The organism is Chryseolinea lacunae, from assembly GCF_016735595.1.
In the GTDB taxonomy this organism is placed as follows: Bacteria; Bacteroidota; Bacteroidia; order Cytophagales; family Cyclobacteriaceae; genus Chryseolinea; species Chryseolinea lacunae.
In genome coordinates this window covers 698,225-713,686 of sequence record NZ_JAERRB010000001.1, presented here as the reverse complement: position 1 = coordinate 713,686, position 15,462 = coordinate 698,225, and the positions used below count along the sequence as shown (strand labels likewise).

15 protein-coding genes are annotated in these 15,462 nt (G+C 53.2%); 10 read left to right on the top strand and 5 right to left on the bottom strand.

Translation table 11 applies throughout. The features are described 5' to 3' along the window. Positions 1-69: 69 nt before the first annotated feature. The 4 genes from JI741_RS02665 (at position 70) to JI741_RS02650 (ending at position 2,922) form a co-directional block, all read left to right on the top strand. The gene (locus tag JI741_RS02665) at positions 70-858 is read left to right on the top strand and encodes an META domain-containing protein (protein ID WP_202007129.1); all 789 of its coding nucleotides are present in this window, start codon (positions 70-72) and stop codon (positions 856-858) included. Continuing rightward, positions 858-1,904 (top strand): DUF4421 domain-containing protein, encoded by a 1,047-nt coding sequence (locus tag JI741_RS02660; protein ID WP_202007127.1) that lies wholly within the window; start codon positions 858-860, stop codon positions 1,902-1,904. The genes JI741_RS02665 and JI741_RS02660 overlap by 1 nt, the downstream gene beginning before the upstream one ends. A 110-nt stretch (positions 1,905-2,014) precedes the next feature. Next, positions 2,015-2,341 (top strand): DMT family transporter, encoded by a 327-nt coding sequence (locus tag JI741_RS02655; RefSeq protein WP_202007126.1) that lies wholly within the window; start codon positions 2,015-2,017, stop codon positions 2,339-2,341. A 44-nt stretch (positions 2,342-2,385) separates the two neighbouring features. Then, positions 2,386-2,922 (top strand): DUF4136 domain-containing protein, encoded by a 537-nt coding sequence (locus JI741_RS02650; RefSeq protein ID WP_202007124.1) that lies wholly within the window; start codon positions 2,386-2,388, stop codon positions 2,920-2,922. Here JI741_RS02650 and JI741_RS02645 read toward each other — a convergent pair. Further along, positions 2,917-3,882, bottom strand: a complete 966-nt coding sequence (locus JI741_RS02645) for a cation diffusion facilitator family transporter (protein ID WP_369411716.1) — start codon at positions 3,880-3,882, stop codon at positions 2,917-2,919. The two genes, JI741_RS02650 and JI741_RS02645, sit on opposite strands and share 6 nt — an antisense overlap. A 313-nt stretch (positions 3,883-4,195) precedes the next feature. Here JI741_RS02645 and JI741_RS02640 point away from each other — a divergent pair, with 313 nt between their 5' ends. From JI741_RS02640 to JI741_RS02630, 3 genes are all read left to right on the top strand, one after another. Then, a complete protein-coding gene (locus tag JI741_RS02640) occupies positions 4,196-5,056 on the top strand; it encodes a universal stress protein (protein ID WP_202007120.1) in 861 nt (286 codons plus the stop codon). Positions 5,057-5,146: 90 nt separating this feature from the next. Further along, positions 5,147-5,950 (top strand): DnaJ domain-containing protein, encoded by an 804-nt coding sequence (locus JI741_RS32950; RefSeq protein ID WP_202007118.1) that lies wholly within the window; start codon positions 5,147-5,149, stop codon positions 5,948-5,950. A 1-nt stretch (position 5,951) separates the two neighbouring features. Further along, complete coding sequence (locus tag JI741_RS02630; protein WP_202007116.1) at positions 5,952-6,299, top strand: translation initiation factor; 348 nt, start codon at positions 5,952-5,954, stop codon at positions 6,297-6,299. On the opposite strand, the gene JI741_RS02625 is transcribed toward JI741_RS02630, so the two are convergent. The 4 genes from JI741_RS02625 to JI741_RS02610 all read right to left on the bottom strand — a co-directional run bounded on the left by JI741_RS02625 (position 6,296) and on the right by JI741_RS02610 (position 10,745). After that, positions 6,296-7,072, bottom strand: coding sequence for a LytR/AlgR family response regulator transcription factor (locus JI741_RS02625; RefSeq protein ID WP_202007114.1), 777 nt, complete (start codon positions 7,070-7,072; stop codon positions 6,296-6,298). The two genes, JI741_RS02630 and JI741_RS02625, sit on opposite strands and share 4 nt — an antisense overlap. Then, the gene (locus JI741_RS02620) at positions 7,072-8,121 is read right to left on the bottom strand and encodes a sensor histidine kinase (protein ID WP_202007112.1); all 1,050 of its coding nucleotides are present in this window, start codon (positions 8,119-8,121) and stop codon (positions 7,072-7,074) included. Before JI741_RS02620 ends, JI741_RS02625 begins: the two co-directional genes overlap by 1 nt. After that, positions 8,118-9,197: a sensor histidine kinase gene (locus JI741_RS02615; protein ID WP_202007110.1), complete on the bottom strand. Its 1,080-nt coding sequence runs from the start codon at positions 9,195-9,197 to the stop codon at positions 8,118-8,120. The genes JI741_RS02620 and JI741_RS02615 overlap by 4 nt, the downstream gene beginning before the upstream one ends. A gap of 84 nt (positions 9,198-9,281) precedes the next feature. Further along, entirely contained in the window at positions 9,282-10,745 is a 1,464-nt protein-coding gene (locus tag JI741_RS02610; protein ID WP_202007109.1) for a hypothetical protein, read from the bottom strand. Between the two features lie 333 nt (positions 10,746-11,078). On the opposite strand from JI741_RS02610, the gene JI741_RS02605 reads away from it, so the two are divergent. From JI741_RS02605 to JI741_RS02595, 3 genes are read left to right on the top strand one after another with little or no spacing between them, the layout of a single operon-like run. Further along, positions 11,079-12,749: an amidohydrolase family protein gene (locus JI741_RS02605; protein ID WP_202007106.1), complete on the top strand. Its 1,671-nt coding sequence runs from the start codon at positions 11,079-11,081 to the stop codon at positions 12,747-12,749. A 20-nt stretch (positions 12,750-12,769) separates the two neighbouring features. Next, complete coding sequence (locus JI741_RS02600; protein ID WP_202007104.1) at positions 12,770-14,140, top strand: amidohydrolase; 1,371 nt, start codon at positions 12,770-12,772, stop codon at positions 14,138-14,140. A gap of 8 nt (positions 14,141-14,148) precedes the next feature. Next, the gene (locus JI741_RS02595; RefSeq protein ID WP_202007102.1) at positions 14,149-15,459 is read left to right on the top strand and encodes an amidohydrolase family protein; all 1,311 of its coding nucleotides are present in this window, start codon (positions 14,149-14,151) and stop codon (positions 15,457-15,459) included. Positions 15,460-15,462: the final 3 nt, after the last annotated feature.

Here is a 15,462-nt window from a genome sequence, read left to right as displayed (position 1 = left end):
CCGTGAACCGCACGGTTGAGCTTAGGTTCTTTGTCTGAACCCATAAGCGAAGAACGAATGCGAATAGAAATGAAAACGATCTTTGTTGTTCTTGGCAGTGTGGCGGCGATGAGTTGTGCTTCGGTGAAGCCACAACCCGCAGCAACGGGCGACGTGCCCAATACGCGAAACGTGACACTTGACATCGAACGATTTCAGCGCGGCATAGACTTCGTGGCGTCGGGCAATGAGCCGTTTTGGTCGTTGGAGATGGACATGGAAGGTACCATGCTTTTTCGGTCGCTCACCGATGTGCCACAGCTGAACATCTCTGTGCCCGAACCCCAACGCGCACAGGATGCGAATGTGACACGCTACCGTGCTGTTGCTGAATCGTCGGAGATTATTGTGCAGGTGCAGGAGAAGGGGTGCCACGACAACATGTCGGGCGAGAAGTTTCCTTTCGCGGTGAGCATCGATGTGAAGGCGAACGAAGCAAAAGACTACACACACTTCAACGGATGCGGCCGCTATTTGCCCGACTACCGGTTGCACGACATCTGGGTGCTGAAGGAATTGAATGGAAAGGCCATCACCGAAAAAGACTATACCCGCGAGCAGCCCCGCATGGAACTTAACCCCTCCGAAGGCACGGTGATGGGCGTGACCGGATGCAACGAATTTTCGGGGCAGCTGATCACCCATGGCAACGTTATTGCCTTTCGCCAACTGGTGAACACGAAGATGGCTTGCGGGCAATCGCGCGAGAAGGATTTTTTGCAGACGCTGAATGCGGCCGATCATTTTACATGCGAAGAACGGTATCTGTGGTTATTTAAGGGCGATGTGGCAGTTTGTAAATTTTTAAAAGTGGACTAATGACAACCCTCTCTCCAAGCGTTCACATTCTTTCGTCGCGGCGGTTGCTGAGGATCGTTGTTGTGTTCGGAATTACCCTGTTGAGCGTTTGCGAAACGCAGGCACAACAACACGACACCGCCTATTATTCTTCATATGTCAATCAGATCACCGGACGGTTTTATTTTTCCAAGAAATATACCTTGCTGCGCTTCCGGAATTTCACGGAAGGCTACAGTTTTTCGTATCGTCCCAACACCACGCTGAACATGGGGGTGGGCGCAACCTATCGCTGGGCCACGCTCAATCTTGCCTACGGTTTTGGCTTTCTTAACCCCGACACGGGCAAAGGCAAAACGAAGTATCTCGACCTGCAATTTCACAGCTACGGGCGGAAGATCCTGACCGACGTGTTTGGCCAGTTCTATAAAGGTTTCTATCTCGCGGGCTCCGACATCGACGCCGGCGACAATTATCTCCGGCCCGACCTTCGTGTGAACATGATCGGTGCCTCCAGTCAATATATTTTTAATCATGAACGGTTTTCATACCGGGCGGCGTTTTTGCAGAACGAGTATCAAAAAAAATCTGCGGGAACAGTCATCGCGGGCATTGAAGCTTACTACGGCATTGTGCGTGCCGACAGCAGCATTGTGCCATCGTCGCTGGACAAGCCCGTCGCCACGGGCAACGCCGATCGTATGCGATTTTTTGAGATAGGTCCCAACGTAGGCTATGCCTACAGCGTGGTGATTGACCGTCATTTTTTTCTGACGGGTTCTTTTTCCGTCAGCTTCGACTACAGCACCAGTCGCATCTTCGAGAACGACGGCTATCGCAATGTCGATGGATTCAGTCCCAACACTTTCTTCCGGGTGTTTGGTGGCTACAATTCGAAAGTGTGGGCGATCACAGCCAACTATGTGAACAACGGGGTGCATTTGCCCACCGGCGGTTCGGGGCAGCTGATCATGAACACGGGCAACGTGCGCTTGAATTTTGTATATCGTTTTCAGCCCAGCCGCAAAACAAAAAAATACCTGAAGGTGATTGACAATGTAGGCTAAGTCGTCAACGCGCTCAGGTGGTTGGCGGCAGATTTCAACGTTACGGAAAAACAAATACGGTTCGCGTTCGTATCTTTCCAGCGCATTGCAGCAACACGTGCACCAACGCTATGGCCTGGATCATCCTCATCATTGCCGGATTCTTTGAAGTGGGCTTTGCCACCTGTTTGGGCAAGGCCAACGAAACCACAGGTACCACATCGGCCCTCTGGCTCACGGGATTTTTTGTGTCGCTTACGGTGAGCATGGTGTTGCTGATGCGGGCCACTCAAACCCTGCCCATCGGCACGGCCTATGCCGTGTGGACCGGTGTGGGTGCCGTGGGCACGGTGCTGGTGGGCATTCTGATATTTAAAGAACCGGCCGACTTCTGGCGCCTGTTTTTTATCACAACCCTCATTGCCTCCATTGTGGGACTGAAGTTTGTGTCGCACTAATGCGGCTGGTTTCATTGAAGAACAATCAACCCTCACTATACACTATGACATCTTTTCTTCGCACGCTCTGCGTCATCTTCTTGCTGTGCTGCGGCGCCTGTTCGGGCGTGCGCGTGTTAAACACCGACAAGGCCGATGGTTTTCAGATCGGTCAATACAAGACGTTCGAGTTCTATGCCATCGAAGCGGATGGCGACACCGTGTCGCCCACGTTTCATAAGAATGTGGATTTGCTGAAAACGGCCGTGCGTCGTCAGCTGGAAGCCCGGGGGTTGAAGGCCACAACCGAGCGGCCCGACTTGCTGGTGAACATTGGCGTGATGGTGGAGAACAAAATTCAAACCCGCTCCACTTCCATTCAGGAAGCGCCGCGCTACATGGGGCAGCGAAAATATTCCTGGAAAAGCGAGGAGGTTGAGGTTGGGCGTTACCGCGAAGGCACGGCCACCGTGCACTTGGTGGAGGCCGCATCAAACAAACTGGTGTGGAAGGGCGCTGTGGCCGGCGTTGTGCCCGACAACCCTGAGAAGGTGGGGCCGATGATTGAAGAGGGCATCACCGCGTTGTTCGCGAAACTATAACGGAACGTTGCACGACGACTCGCGGCAATCGGCCGTTTCGGTTTCGAGGGTGGCGTGTTGAATGCCCAGGTGCTGAAGGTCGTGTTTGAAGGTGTGTTTCAGTTTTGCCACATCGGGTGGCGACAGATTTTCGGTAAGCGTGAGGTGGGCGGTGAGGGCATTCTCGGAAGTGCTGATGGCCCACACGTGAATGTGGTGTATGTCTTTCACACCCGGCAACTTCGCGGCCGCTTCGCGAATGGCGTTCATGTTGATGTCGCGGGGCACGGCGTCGATGGACAGGAGCAGGCTGTCGCGCAGCAGCCGCCACGTGCTCGACACAATCACGATCATGATCACGAGGCTTATTGCCGGATCCACCCACGTCCATTCGGTGTAGCGGATCACAACACCCGACACCACCACGCCTACCGAAACCAGCGCATCCACCATGAGGTGGAGGTACGCGCCTTTTGCATTGAGGTCGTGTTCTTTGCTTCGGAAAAACAGCAGCGTCGAAAGGCCGTTGATGACAATGCCGATGGCCGCCACAACGATCACATAACCCGCCTTTACCGGTTCGGGATCGAAGATGCGATAGAACGACTCGTAGCCAATGCCCCCCACGGCAATGAGCAGGATCACCGCGTTGAGCAGGGATATGAGAATGGAGGCCTTGCGATAGCCATAGGTATATTTTTCCGTCGCCTTCACCTTAAACAATTTGAACGCCACCAGCGCCAGCCCCAGACTGGCCACATCGCTGAGGTTGTGCCCGGCGTCTGACATGAGCGACAAGGAATTGGACAGGAACCCCGATGCAAACTCCACCACCACAAACACAAGATTCAAAACGATGCCGATCACCAGCATCCGGCTAACATGCGTGATGTCTAGCGTATGGTGATGATGATGGTCGTGGTGATCGTGCATGTTGCAAAGGTAGGGCCGGGTGAAGTGCAACAGGTTGTCATATACCAAAAATTCTGGCGGTGACGGGAATAGTTGCGATGAGTTTCTGAAGATGGTTTTTGATGTGGCCCTCGCCGAGCGAACAGCGGGTTGGGCGGAAAGGTGCGAAGATTGTGCACGGCGATCCCGGTAAGCACTTGGAGGTAAGGATATTAGAAAGAGGGCGATGCGGCCAGGGGGTTGGATTAGGATGGTATTGTGCGGGAAAAGAGGTTTAAGGGTGTATGATTGTTGCAGATTTATTTTAATTTTAGAACCTGTTATTTTGCCCGTTAACGGGTCAATGGCTGTACTTCAAATACAAAACAAATTCTTACTGCTCATGAAAAAAATACTTGTCCCAACCGACTTTTCGAAACCTGCACAGATTGCCGCCGGCGTTGCCGCTGACATTGCGAAGAAGTCTGGCGCCGAACTCACATTCCTTCACGTTGTAGAAGAAGCTATCGGCAACTCGATGAACGTGGAAGGCCAGGTGGATGTGGACGGCGATTGGGAAGAAAAAATCTTCACCCTGAAGCTCATCGAGAAAGCGAAAAAGCAGATGGCGAAGCTGGTGGAAGATCCGAAGTTTGAAGGCGTGCGCGTGAAGCAGGCCCTGCGTGTGGGAAATGCTTTCCACGGCATGAACTCCATCATCACCGACAAGAAGGTAGACCTCATTGTGATGGGCACCGCCGGTCACAGCGACCTGGAGCAGATGATCATTGGCTCGAACACCGAAAAAGTGATTCGTCAATCCAACTGCCCCGTGCTCACCGTGCACGAAAAACCGATCAGCAAAAACTTTAAAGACATCGTGTATGCCACGTCGATGGAGAAAGACGAAGAGATCTTCTCCCGCATTGTGCGCACCACCCAAAGAATCTACGACTCCACCGTGCACCTTGTGCGCATCAACACACCTGGAAATTTTCAGCGCGATGTAGTGGTGAAAAAATACATGGAAGACTTTGCAAAGAAACTGCAACTGAAGAACTATACCATCAACGTGTTCAACGACGTGAGCGAAGAAGAAGGTATCGTTTATTTTGCCGACAGCATCAACGCCGACCTCATTGCGATGGCTACTCACGGCCGCACCGGTTTCGCGCACGTGTTGGCCGGAAGCATCGCCGAAGATGTGGTGAGCCACTCGCGCCGTCCTGTGCTGACCTTTGTGACGAAGCGACGCAAGAAATAATTGGTCTGTAAATTCAACGTTGCGTTATAAGAAATTGAAACGTAGAAAAGCCTGGTCTATATCCACCGGGCTTTTCTTTTCCCAATCCGTATGGATCACTATCAGACTTTGGGTGTTAGCTACTCCGCCAGCGCGTTAGACATCAAGAGGGCCTACCGGAAGATTGCGGTTGCCTATCACCCCGACAAGAACCCCGATCCCCGGGCTGAATCGTACTTCAAAGAAGTGACGGCGGCCTATAATGTGCTGAGCGATCCCGTGAAGAAAATGATGTACGATCGCAAGCGCGAAAACTACTATGGCGTGGTGTTGCACACACCCGCGCCTCCTAAACCAAGACATCGCGACCCGGCCTATCGCGGGCAGGCACACACCCATGTTCCGCCGCAAAAACGCAAGCCCACCGTGCACGACGCCATGCGCAAATATTTGCCGTGGGCCGTAAAGATTTCAAAAGTCTGTTTTGTCATCGCGGTGTGTCTCGCCGTCGATTTTGTATTGCCGAACCGTCAGCATGAAGCCACCATTCAATATGCCTATCGCGTCGAGAGCCGTGCCGCCCGCTACCGTGGCGATGATTCGTGGGCCATTGTGACCGACGAAGGCAAGACGGTGCACCTGCCCATCGACTTGCAGGACTTTTTCAGGAAGGGCGAACGCGTTGCGTTCCGTTCATCGTTGTTGTTTAATATTCCCCGTAGGGTGCAGTCGGGAGGTTACGTGCACCGCATCGGGCGATCGCTGCTGGGCAATTTTTTGTTTGTGCCACTGGCGTTGCTCGTTCTGTCGGCGGCGGGCGTGTATCTCCGCAACCGGGTGGAAGCCGGATTTAATTTGGGCGTTACCAGTGCTATTGTGCTGGTGTTAATGATCTTCATCATCTTAACTTTGTAGCATGGCAAAGAACAACGACTGGAAGAAACGCGATGGCGTGGTATTCTCCACCGCGTCGGATTTTGAGTTTTCGTATCAGGGCAACGACGAAGCACAGACCCTGCCACCCCAGCAACAAAATCTGAAAGTGATGCTCGACAAAAGTATGCGCGCCGGTAAACAAGTGACGCTGGTCACCGGCTTTGTGGGCACTGCGGCCGACCTGGAACAACTGGGCAAACTGTTGAAATCAAAATGTGGCGTGGGCGGTTCTGTGAAAGACGGCGAAGTGATCATTCAGGGCGACCACCGCGACAAGCTGGTGCAGCTGCTGCTGAAGGAGGGCTACAAAGCCAAACGCGCAGGCTAGGCGCGCTGCAACCCATCAAACCATTCCTTGAAGTCGCCCACTTTCTCGCGACTCACAATAATTTCTTTGTCGAATTCCTGCACGAGCGTGATCTTGAGCCGGCTGTTGGAATAAACCAGCACGTCTTTGATGCCATTAATATTTAGGATGAACGTGCGGTTGAGTCTGAAAAAAACCTGGGGATCCAGAATATCTTCCAGCGACTCCAGTGTGTAGTCGATAATAAACTTCCGGTTTTGGGTGGTCACTAAATACACATCGCGCCCGTCGGCATAAAAAAGACTGATCTGGTCGGCCGTGATGGAACGGATGTGTTCGCCCAGCTTCACCATGAAGCGTGTTTTGTATTCTTTTGTTTTGAGGTTAGTGAACAACGTTTGGATGCGCTCGGGCTGGTCTTTTGGCTGAAGCTGCTCGCGCAGGCTTTCCAGTTTCTTGAGGCTTGCCGAGAGGTCGGTGAAGGTGATGGGTTTCAGAAGATAGTCGATGCTGCTCACCTTAAAGGCATCGAGCGCAAATTCGTTGAAGGCCGTGGTGAAGATGACGGGCTTTTTCACTACAACCTGTTGAAAGATCTGGAAGCTGAGGCCGTCTTTCAACTGAATGTCCATGAAGATGAGATCGATTTGATCCTGGTGGGTTGCCAGCCACGACACGGCTTTCTCTATCGTGTCCAGCACAGACACCACCACAGTGGCAGGATCGTACTTGAGCAGGTAGCGTTCCAGTTTTTCGGCAGCCGGTGTTTCGTCTTCTATGATTAAAACCTTCATCAATACGTCGTGATTTCTTCCGCCACGCGAATCACGGGCAATTTAATATAATTTTCTTCGTAGGCCTTCACTTTAATCATGGTGAGGTCGCTATACATGGCATACGATCGTTGCAGCCGGTTCAACGCCATTTCGGTGTTGGGGTGTACGATGAGCCGGTCGTTGAGTTTGCTTTGCAACGTGATATAGTCTTCTTCCAGATAGCAACGAATCACCATGGGCTCGAACCGCGAGATGATGGTGTTGCGCACCAGGCTTTCGATGATGATGGGCAGCGATCCCGGAATGAGCATGGCGCTGAGGTCGTCGGCATCTAAGGTCGATTCGAGTCGCAGTTGCCCAAAGTGTTTTTCGTTGAGAAGTTTCACGAGGTTTTTGGCGGCGTCCAGTTCCTGTGCCACCGGCACCAGTTCCTGATGACGATTGCTGAGCACATAGCGGTAGGCGCTCGCAAGGCAGTCGATGTATTCTTCGGCCTGGTCTACGTCGCGATACATGAGGGTGATAAGGCTTTCCAGACTTTCGTAGAGCAGGTCGGCGTTCACGTCGTTTTTGAATTCCATCATTTCGGCTTCCAGCACTTCCTGTTGTTGTTTTTCCAGATTCAGCTTCAGGGTGTTCTCTTTTTGCAGGAAGTGGTTGCTGAAGTACAGGATGTTATACAACAGCGCCGTGACTGTGAACAGGATGGAGAAGATCAGCACCTGAACACCACTCATGCTAAAGCCCACCACATACTGGAAATACAAATGAAGCCCGAGCGACACCAGACCAACCGAAACCACCGTGGTGATGAGAAACTGAACCGGCACCCGCAGCGACAAATAACGTTCGGGCAAAAACTTGTCCAGCAGCACGATGATGACACGCATCGACTCCAGCGACACATACACCAACCCGATGCATACATAAACTTCCTGGCCACTGAAGAAATCGTTTACCTGGGCCACGTTGTTACTGATGAGCAGGATGAGCAAATAGGCCAGCGCACCATAGATAATGGGCGCCAGCAACCGGAAAAACGCATTGTGAATAAAGTAACGTTTCATGCGCTGTGTTTGTGTTCGTGTTCGCGTGTTTTATGATGAATGACCGGCAAGGTCACCACAAACTTGTCGTCGTCTTTGATTTCGATTTTTTTGTCTGTAAAAAACTCATAACGCTTCTGAATGTTTTCGAGCCCCACGCGGAACGAGGTCACACCGCTGAGCGCTCCGGTTTTGGTGTTGATCACTTTCAGAAACATGTTGTCTTGTGCGGTGATGTAGATGAAAAGCTTTTTGTCGCTCGAAAGGTTGTTGTGCTTCACGGCATTCTCCACCAGGATCTGCAATGTGAGCGGCGGAATCTTGGTGTGCATGATGTTGTGTGGCAAGTTGATCTCCACCGTGAGCTGTTGCTGAAAGCGGATGCGCAGCAGATAATAATACGACAGCACAAAATCAATTTCATCCTGCAAAGTCACAAAACGTTTGTTCTGGGTCGACAGGATGTATTGATACGTTTGCACAAGGCGTCGGATAAATTGTTCGGCCGACGGCGTGTCTTTATAGACAAGCGACGAAATGGTGTTGAGGCTGTTGAATAAATAGTGTGGACTGATCTGGCTTTTCAACGCTTCAAATTGAAGCTCCAGTTGTTTGCGTTCGCGTTGAATGTTTTCAATCTGCGCCACAGTGTAGTGTTGATAGGAGTAGAGCAACGCATACACCACCTTGTAGATGAAAAGGGTGCACAGCAGGAGGATGCCAAGTTTTATTTTGAGGTCGAGGTCCTTCAGCGAAAAGCCAACCCAGAACGTTTCGGGCCCTGCCAGCGACAGCGTGATGATCACCAGCACATAGGTGATGGCAAGTGCCAGCGCATAGTTGACGACATACCCCACCACGAAGCGGGTGGCATAGTGATTTCGCCAGGGGAGCCACTTGTCGAGCCAGCCATTGGCGAAATACAAACCGACACCGTTTATCCAGCCGATGAGCATGGCGACCATGAGGCCGGAGAAATTTTCGCGGAGGGAAGGGAAAGAGTCGGTCTCGCTGAAATGCAGGTAAGCAAAGAGCAGCCATCCCAGCGAGCCGGAGATGAACATTACCAGGAGCGTTCTTCTAAGAAAAGCGTTCATGACAAATAGCCGGGATGACGAACTCATGCTTCGAAGGTACACATAAAATGAGTGACGGCGTGTGCAAAATTCGGGCGTATGAGGTTAGTCGATTGCTTTCATGGTCCGGCCGTAGTAAGTCTCCGAACCTATTTTTTTGGCGGCGCTGCGATAGGCATCTTTCACGGTGCTGTCGCTGGTTTTCACTTTTCCGGCGAGGGAGAGCAACACTTCGGTGAGGTAGTGGTCGGAACGAACGTTGCCGCTGGCGATAAGAATGTCGATCAGTTGTGTGCGCGACAGATCGGTGCGGGCCGCGGCGCGCATCACTTCACTGGCATAGTTGGCCGATTCTAGGTGGCCCGCGGCGTCGATCAGTTGTTTGAACGATTCGTCGGAAAGTTTCTGATGTTCCAGCAGGTTCTTCATAGTGCCCGAAGCATAGTAGTCCGATTCCACCGAGTTGTCGAGCAACACCACAACCTGCATCTGCACATCGGGGTCCATCGTGCTTTGTTCGGCCATGGTGTTAAACACGCCGGTCTTGTAGTAGTCCGAGCCAACGTCGGCCAACGCGTTCACAACATTTTTGAGCGTGGCTTTTGAGATGCCGGGTTTCCGCAATGCCTTCGACAGCACTTGCGTGCGATAGTAGTCGGACGGAATTTTTTTGGATACCAATACCAGTTCACTGAGCGATTCTTCTTTGAGGTTGTCTTCTTCCAGCAACGTGGTGAGTACTACAGAAAGATAGTAGTCCGATTTGATTTCGGCAGCAGACTGAAGCACCACTTTGATTTGGGCCGGCGACGCCGACACTTTCTTCAGGGCCTCTTTCAGTACGACAGATTTATAGTAGTCGGAATTTATTTTCTGCGTGCCCTTGAAAAATGCATCGGCCGATTCGGGTGTGGCCATCATTTTGGTGATGTTGTTTTGCAACACTGTCGACAGATAATAGTCAGAGTGGATGGCCGACGCCAGTTGTGTGATCACGTTCGGCATGTCGGCCGGTGGAATGCTTTTGTCGAGCAGCAGTTTGGCGTAGTGGGCTTTCACATAGTCGCTCTCCATCCCGTTTATTTCCTTGAGCACGGAAGGGCTGCCGCCTTGTTTGAAGAAACGGTTCACGCGGCCTTCGGCACCCAGCGTCGTAGAGCGCACAATCTCAGGAAGGATTTCGCCCAGCCACGTTTTGCCGCTGGTTTCCCAGTCCATTTTGTTGCGGCCTTCATAATATTCTTTCTTGATTTTGCCGCCGCCCAGCGACTCCACTACGATGGAGCGTTTGCTGCCAAACACGGTCTTGGTAATTTCCAGGTAGCCGTTGTCGGAAAGTCCTTTGATGTCTTTATCGTCGTCGGTCACCTCAATCTTGCCGCGCACTTCCACGTTGAAGTTGGAGAGGCCGGTGGAGGTTTTCCAGCGCTGCACACCGTTCACGGAATGCACACTGACCGAGGAAGACGAACTGGACGTGGCCGTCTCGTCCTGCGACAGAACTGGGGTGGACACTGCGGCGATGAAGAGAAGGCTTAAAAGATACGGTAACCGGAGGCGCGTTGTCATAGCAAGTTTGTTTGTTCTATGCGTATTTACGATACAAGTATCCGAAGAAGATGCGCCCCCGGAAAGGGTTATGTAGCGAACTGTTAGACCGGTGTAGTGAACCGTAGCACGCGTCACCGGCCTGTCGGAAAACGGTCGTGAACGGCAGGGCTGTAGAAATTTCACACGTTGGCGGAGCGCATCCTGAAATGGCACGAAATCAGTTCGGGTAGCCGCTGAGCAGCATGGCACCCTCAGATACGATTTAAAAACCACCCGTGTATTCCCCTTGATGGGTTGAGCCAAACGTGCTTATCTTGACGCCTATCATTTTACCTAAACCGAACGTATTGCATGAAGAGAATTTACCCGAAACACGTATTCGCAGCCTTGGTGCTGCTGTGCGGGCTCGGAGCGCCGGCCATGCTTCGCGCCCAGGAGGAGCGAACACTGGCACCGGTTTCCGGCACGTATGCCATCACCAACGCCACCGTTATTCAGGCCCCTGGCCGAAAGCTTGAACACGGCACCGTGGTGGTTAAAAACGGATTGATTTCCGCGGTTGGAAAAGGCATTGCCATTCCGCCCGAAGCCATCGTTATCAAAGGCGACAGCCTCACGATCTATGCCGGGTTCATTGACGGCCTTTCGCGCACCGGCGTGACCAAGCCTAAAGATGAGAACAAAGAAAAACCGAAAGATCCCGGCAACCCGTCGCCTGAGCGCGCCGGCATCACACCTCAAAACGACGTACGCGATTTTCTGAACCCCGCCGACAAATCGGTGGAAGAGCTTCGTGCCCTCGGGTTCACCACCGCACAGGTTGTGCCCTATGGTGGCATGCTTCCGGGAAGTGGCGCGATTGTTTCGCTGGGTGCCTCGTCGCCCGACAAGATGGTGTTGCTTTCGAAGACCGCCTTCTATAGCGAGCTCACCACCGCCGAGCGCGTGTATCCCAACACGGTGCTGGGTGTGATGGCCAAGTATCGCGAACTCTATCGCCAGGCCGTGCAGGCAAAAGCCTATGAATCGCTCTATGCTTCCAACCGTGCCGGACTTGAACGTCCATCGCCCGATCGCATACTGGAAGCGTTCTATCCCGTCATCGACAAACGTATTCCCGTGGTGTTCAAAACCGAAAAGATACTGGATCTGCAACGTGCCTTCACCTTGCAGGCTGACTTAGGTTTTCCATTGATTGCTGCAAACGTGAAAGAAGGCTGGGACATGTTGCCACGCGTGAAAGCCACCGGCACGAAAGTGTTTTTGAGCCTTGATCTTCCCGAAGAAAAGAAAGAAGAGAAGAAAGATCCCAAGGCAAAACCCGATCCCGAAAAAGATCAGCTTGAAAAACGCAAGGCCGAATTTGTGACGTTGTATGCCGCACAAGCCGGCGCGTTTCAAAAGGCCGGAATTCCCTTTGGCTTTTCCACGCTCACTGCCAAAACAAAAGACATCCCCGCCAACCTGCGCCGCATGATCAAAGCGGGACTCACCGAAGATCAGGCCCTCGCAGCGCTCACCACCAACGCCGCGCAGATTCTGGGCCTGTCGGACAGACTCGGTTCCATCGACAACGGAAAGATTGCCAACCTGGTGATCACGGATAAATCATACTTCGACGAAAAGTCGAAAGTGCGGTATGTGTTTGTGGACGGCACGCTCTACAAATTCGAAGCAAAAGAAACCAAGAAGAGCGATGGCAAGAAAGTGGACGTCAGCGGCACGTGGTCCTATTCAACCGAAACACCACAAGGCGCCAACAACGGCAAACTGAAGCTGAAGAAAGACGGCGACAACTACACCGGCACCATCACCTCCACGTTTTCCGATAAGGAAATTGAGTTGAAGAGTGTTTCGGTAGAAGGAAGCCAGCTCACGTTTACCTACACCATACGGGTGCAAGGCAGCGGCGTGAACGTGGAGGCCACGGCCACAGTCGACGGCGACGCGTTCGACGGCTCCATGACCGCAGGTCAATACGGAAGCTTCCCGATGAAAGGCACGAAGGATCCCAATCGCTAAGACTTTAATTCAGAACTCACATGAAGAAAATATTATACAGCGTTGCGTTGCTGGCAGTAGCCACCCTGGGCTATGCGCAGGTGGAGCGCGGCAACCTTTTGATCAAGAACGGCACCGTGCTCACGGTGACCAAGGGCACATTCGAAAATACCGACGTGCTGGTGAAAGACGGCAAGATCAGCCAGATCGGCAAAAACATAGCGGCGCCCGCGGGCGTGAAAGTGATTGATGCCAGCGGACAATTTGTGATGCCCGGCATCATCGATGCCCACTCGCATGCGGGCCTCGACGCCATCAACGAAGCCACAGCACCGGTCACGGCCGAAGTGTTCACCGGCGATGGTCTCAACCCATTTCAAGTCGGTTTGTATCGCGCACTCGGTGGCGGTGTCACCACCATTCACGCCATGCACGGATCGGCCAACGCCATTGGCGGGCAGTGTGAAACCATCAAGCTGCGCTATGGTGTGAAGAATGCCGACGACCTTCGCATGGAAGGCGCCCCACGTACCATCAAATTTGCGCTTGGCGAAAATCCCACGCGTGTTCACGGCGGTGGCAACGGCATTGTGCCCCGCACCCGCATGGGCGTGGAGTTTGTGATTCGCGAGTCGTTCAGCAAGGCCAGAGAATATCGCGCTGCGTGGGACAAATACAACAAAGCCAAAACACAAAAAGGGTTTCGCGGAGCACCCCCCGAATACAACCTCCGTCTCGAAACACTGGCCGACATTCTGAAGGGCGACATCATCATCCATTGCCACAGCTATCGCGCCGACGAGATCAGCATGTTGCTGAACGTGTGCAAAGACTTTGGCGTGAAACGCCTGGTTTTTCAACACGTGAACGAAGGCTTCAAGGTAGCACCCGAGCTGGCGAAATTCGGTGCCATGGCATCGGTGTTTGCCGACTGGTGGGCCTATAAATTTGAAGTGTATTATTCCACAGCCTACAACGCCGCCATCCTTACCCGCAACGGCGTGGTGACCTCCATCAACTCCGACGACGGAGAGCTGATGCGTCATTTGTATCACGAAGCGGCCAAGACGCAAAAGTATGGTGCCCTCACCGACGATGAAGCCCTCGCGCTCATCACCCTGAACCCCGCCAAGCAACTGGGCATCGACGCACGCGTAGGTTCATTGGAAGTTGGCAAGGAAGCCGACATCGCCATCTTCAACGCGCATCCGCTTTCGTCCTACACCATTCCCACGTTCACCGTGGTGGACGGCGTGGTGCGCTTTGACCGTGCAAAAGATCCGGACGACATGCGCATCTATGTTGATCCGACCCAGGCCGTCGACATGGCCACCTTCCGCGACCGCGAGCAGGGCGACCATTGCCTCGATGGTGCGGAAGAAAACCTCGTAAACATCTTTGGCCTTAACTAAGCATCACCATGAAACGAAACATTCAAACTATACTGAGTCTGGTGACAGCGTTGTTCGGCCTGCTGGCCCTGGACGCCGCCGCCCAGAGCCCCAAGGGAAAATACGCAACCTTCGCGTTGACACATGCCACCATTCAAACCGTGACCAAAGGGGTGATCCAGGACGGCACCGTGGTGCTGAGCGGCGGCAAGATCACCGCTGTGGGAACCAATGTGACGGTGCCTGCCGGCGCCGAAGTGATCGACTGCAAGGGAAGCTGGATTTATCCCGGCCTCATCGACAGTGGCACGCTGCTGGGCTTGCGCGAGATCGGGTCGGACGCCCGCACACAGGATTTTAATGAAGTGGGAGACGTGATTCCGCAAATGAAAGCGCTCACCGCGGTGAACCCCAACTCGGTGCTCATTCCCGTGACGCGTGTTAGTGGTGTGACCACCGTTATTGCCGCTCCTGAAGGCGACCTCATTCCCGGCACAGCCGCGCTCATCAACCTCTATGGCTATACGCCGGAGCAGATGTTTGCGGGCTTTGAAGGGGTGGTGGTGAATTTCCCCAACACCGGCCGCAAAGGCTTCTACGATCGCCGCACAGACGAGGAGATCAAGAAGGCCGCGGAAAAATCGTTGTCGCGAATCAATTCGGTTTGGGAGATGGCGGTGCAATATCACAAGCTGGACTCGGCTACAAAATCGAAAGGCCTGAGCTACTATCCCGAGATGGAAGCTTTGCTGCCGGTGGTGCGTGGCGAACGCACACTGATGATTGAAGCCAATGCATCGAAAGACATTCAGGCAGCGTTGAAGTGGGTGAAGGAACATCAGGTGAAGAAAGTGATCCTGACCGGTGTGGCCGAAGGATGGCGTGTGGCCGACGAGATCGCTGCGGCGAACATTCCCGTCATTGCCGGACCCGTGCAGGAAATTCCCTCGCGCGACTACGATCGCTACGACAAGGCCTATGCAAACCCCGGCTTGTTGAAAAAGGCCGGCGTGAAAGTAGCGCTGCGCACATCGCAAGCCGAGAACGTGCGCAACCTGCCGTATCATGCGGCCTTCGCCGCGGCCTATGGACTTGGCAAAGAAGAAGCGTTGCGCTCGGTGACGATTGTGCCGGCTGAAATTTTTGGCGTGGCCGACAAGCTGGGCTCCATCGAAGTGGGCAAGAACGCCACACTGCTGGTGAGCGATGGCGATCCGTTCGAGACCAAGACCAACATCAAACAAGTATACATCGACGGCTGGCAAGTGCCGATGGTGACCCGTCAGACCCTGTTGTATGACGAGTTCCTGAAACGTGACCCGGGTGTGACAAAGAACTAGATC

Excerpts from the sequence above, each read along its gene's own strand:
- JI741_RS32950 (WP_202007118.1), top strand. The coding sequence starts at position 5,147 with ATGGATCACTATCAGACTTTGGGTGTTAGCTACTCCGCCAGCGCGTTA.
- JI741_RS02620 (WP_202007112.1), bottom strand. The coding sequence starts at position 8,121 with ATGAAACGTTACTTTATTCACAATGCGTTTTTCCGGTTGCTGGCGCCC.
- JI741_RS02605 (WP_202007106.1), top strand. The coding sequence starts at position 11,079 with ATGAAGAGAATTTACCCGAAACACGTATTCGCAGCCTTGGTGCTGCTG.
- JI741_RS02665 (WP_202007129.1), top strand. The coding sequence starts at position 70 with ATGAAAACGATCTTTGTTGTTCTTGGCAGTGTGGCGGCGATGAGTTGT.
- JI741_RS02625 (WP_202007114.1), bottom strand. The coding sequence starts at position 7,072 with ATGAAGGTTTTAATCATAGAAGACGAAACACCGGCTGCCGAAAAACTG.
- JI741_RS02650 (WP_202007124.1), top strand. The coding sequence starts at position 2,386 with ATGACATCTTTTCTTCGCACGCTCTGCGTCATCTTCTTGCTGTGCTGC.
- JI741_RS02595 (WP_202007102.1), top strand. The coding sequence starts at position 14,149 with ATGAAACGAAACATTCAAACTATACTGAGTCTGGTGACAGCGTTGTTC.
- JI741_RS02630 (WP_202007116.1), top strand. The coding sequence starts at position 5,952 with ATGGCAAAGAACAACGACTGGAAGAAACGCGATGGCGTGGTATTCTCC.
- JI741_RS02640 (WP_202007120.1), top strand. The coding sequence starts at position 4,196 with ATGAAAAAAATACTTGTCCCAACCGACTTTTCGAAACCTGCACAGATT.
- JI741_RS02600 (WP_202007104.1), top strand. The coding sequence starts at position 12,770 with ATGAAGAAAATATTATACAGCGTTGCGTTGCTGGCAGTAGCCACCCTG.
- JI741_RS02660 (WP_202007127.1), top strand. The coding sequence starts at position 858 with ATGACAACCCTCTCTCCAAGCGTTCACATTCTTTCGTCGCGGCGGTTG.
- JI741_RS02610 (WP_202007109.1), bottom strand. The coding sequence starts at position 10,745 with ATGACAACGCGCCTCCGGTTACCGTATCTTTTAAGCCTTCTCTTCATC.
- JI741_RS02615 (WP_202007110.1), bottom strand. The coding sequence starts at position 9,197 with ATGAACGCTTTTCTTAGAAGAACGCTCCTGGTAATGTTCATCTCCGGC.
- JI741_RS02655 (WP_202007126.1), top strand. The coding sequence starts at position 2,015 with ATGGCCTGGATCATCCTCATCATTGCCGGATTCTTTGAAGTGGGCTTT.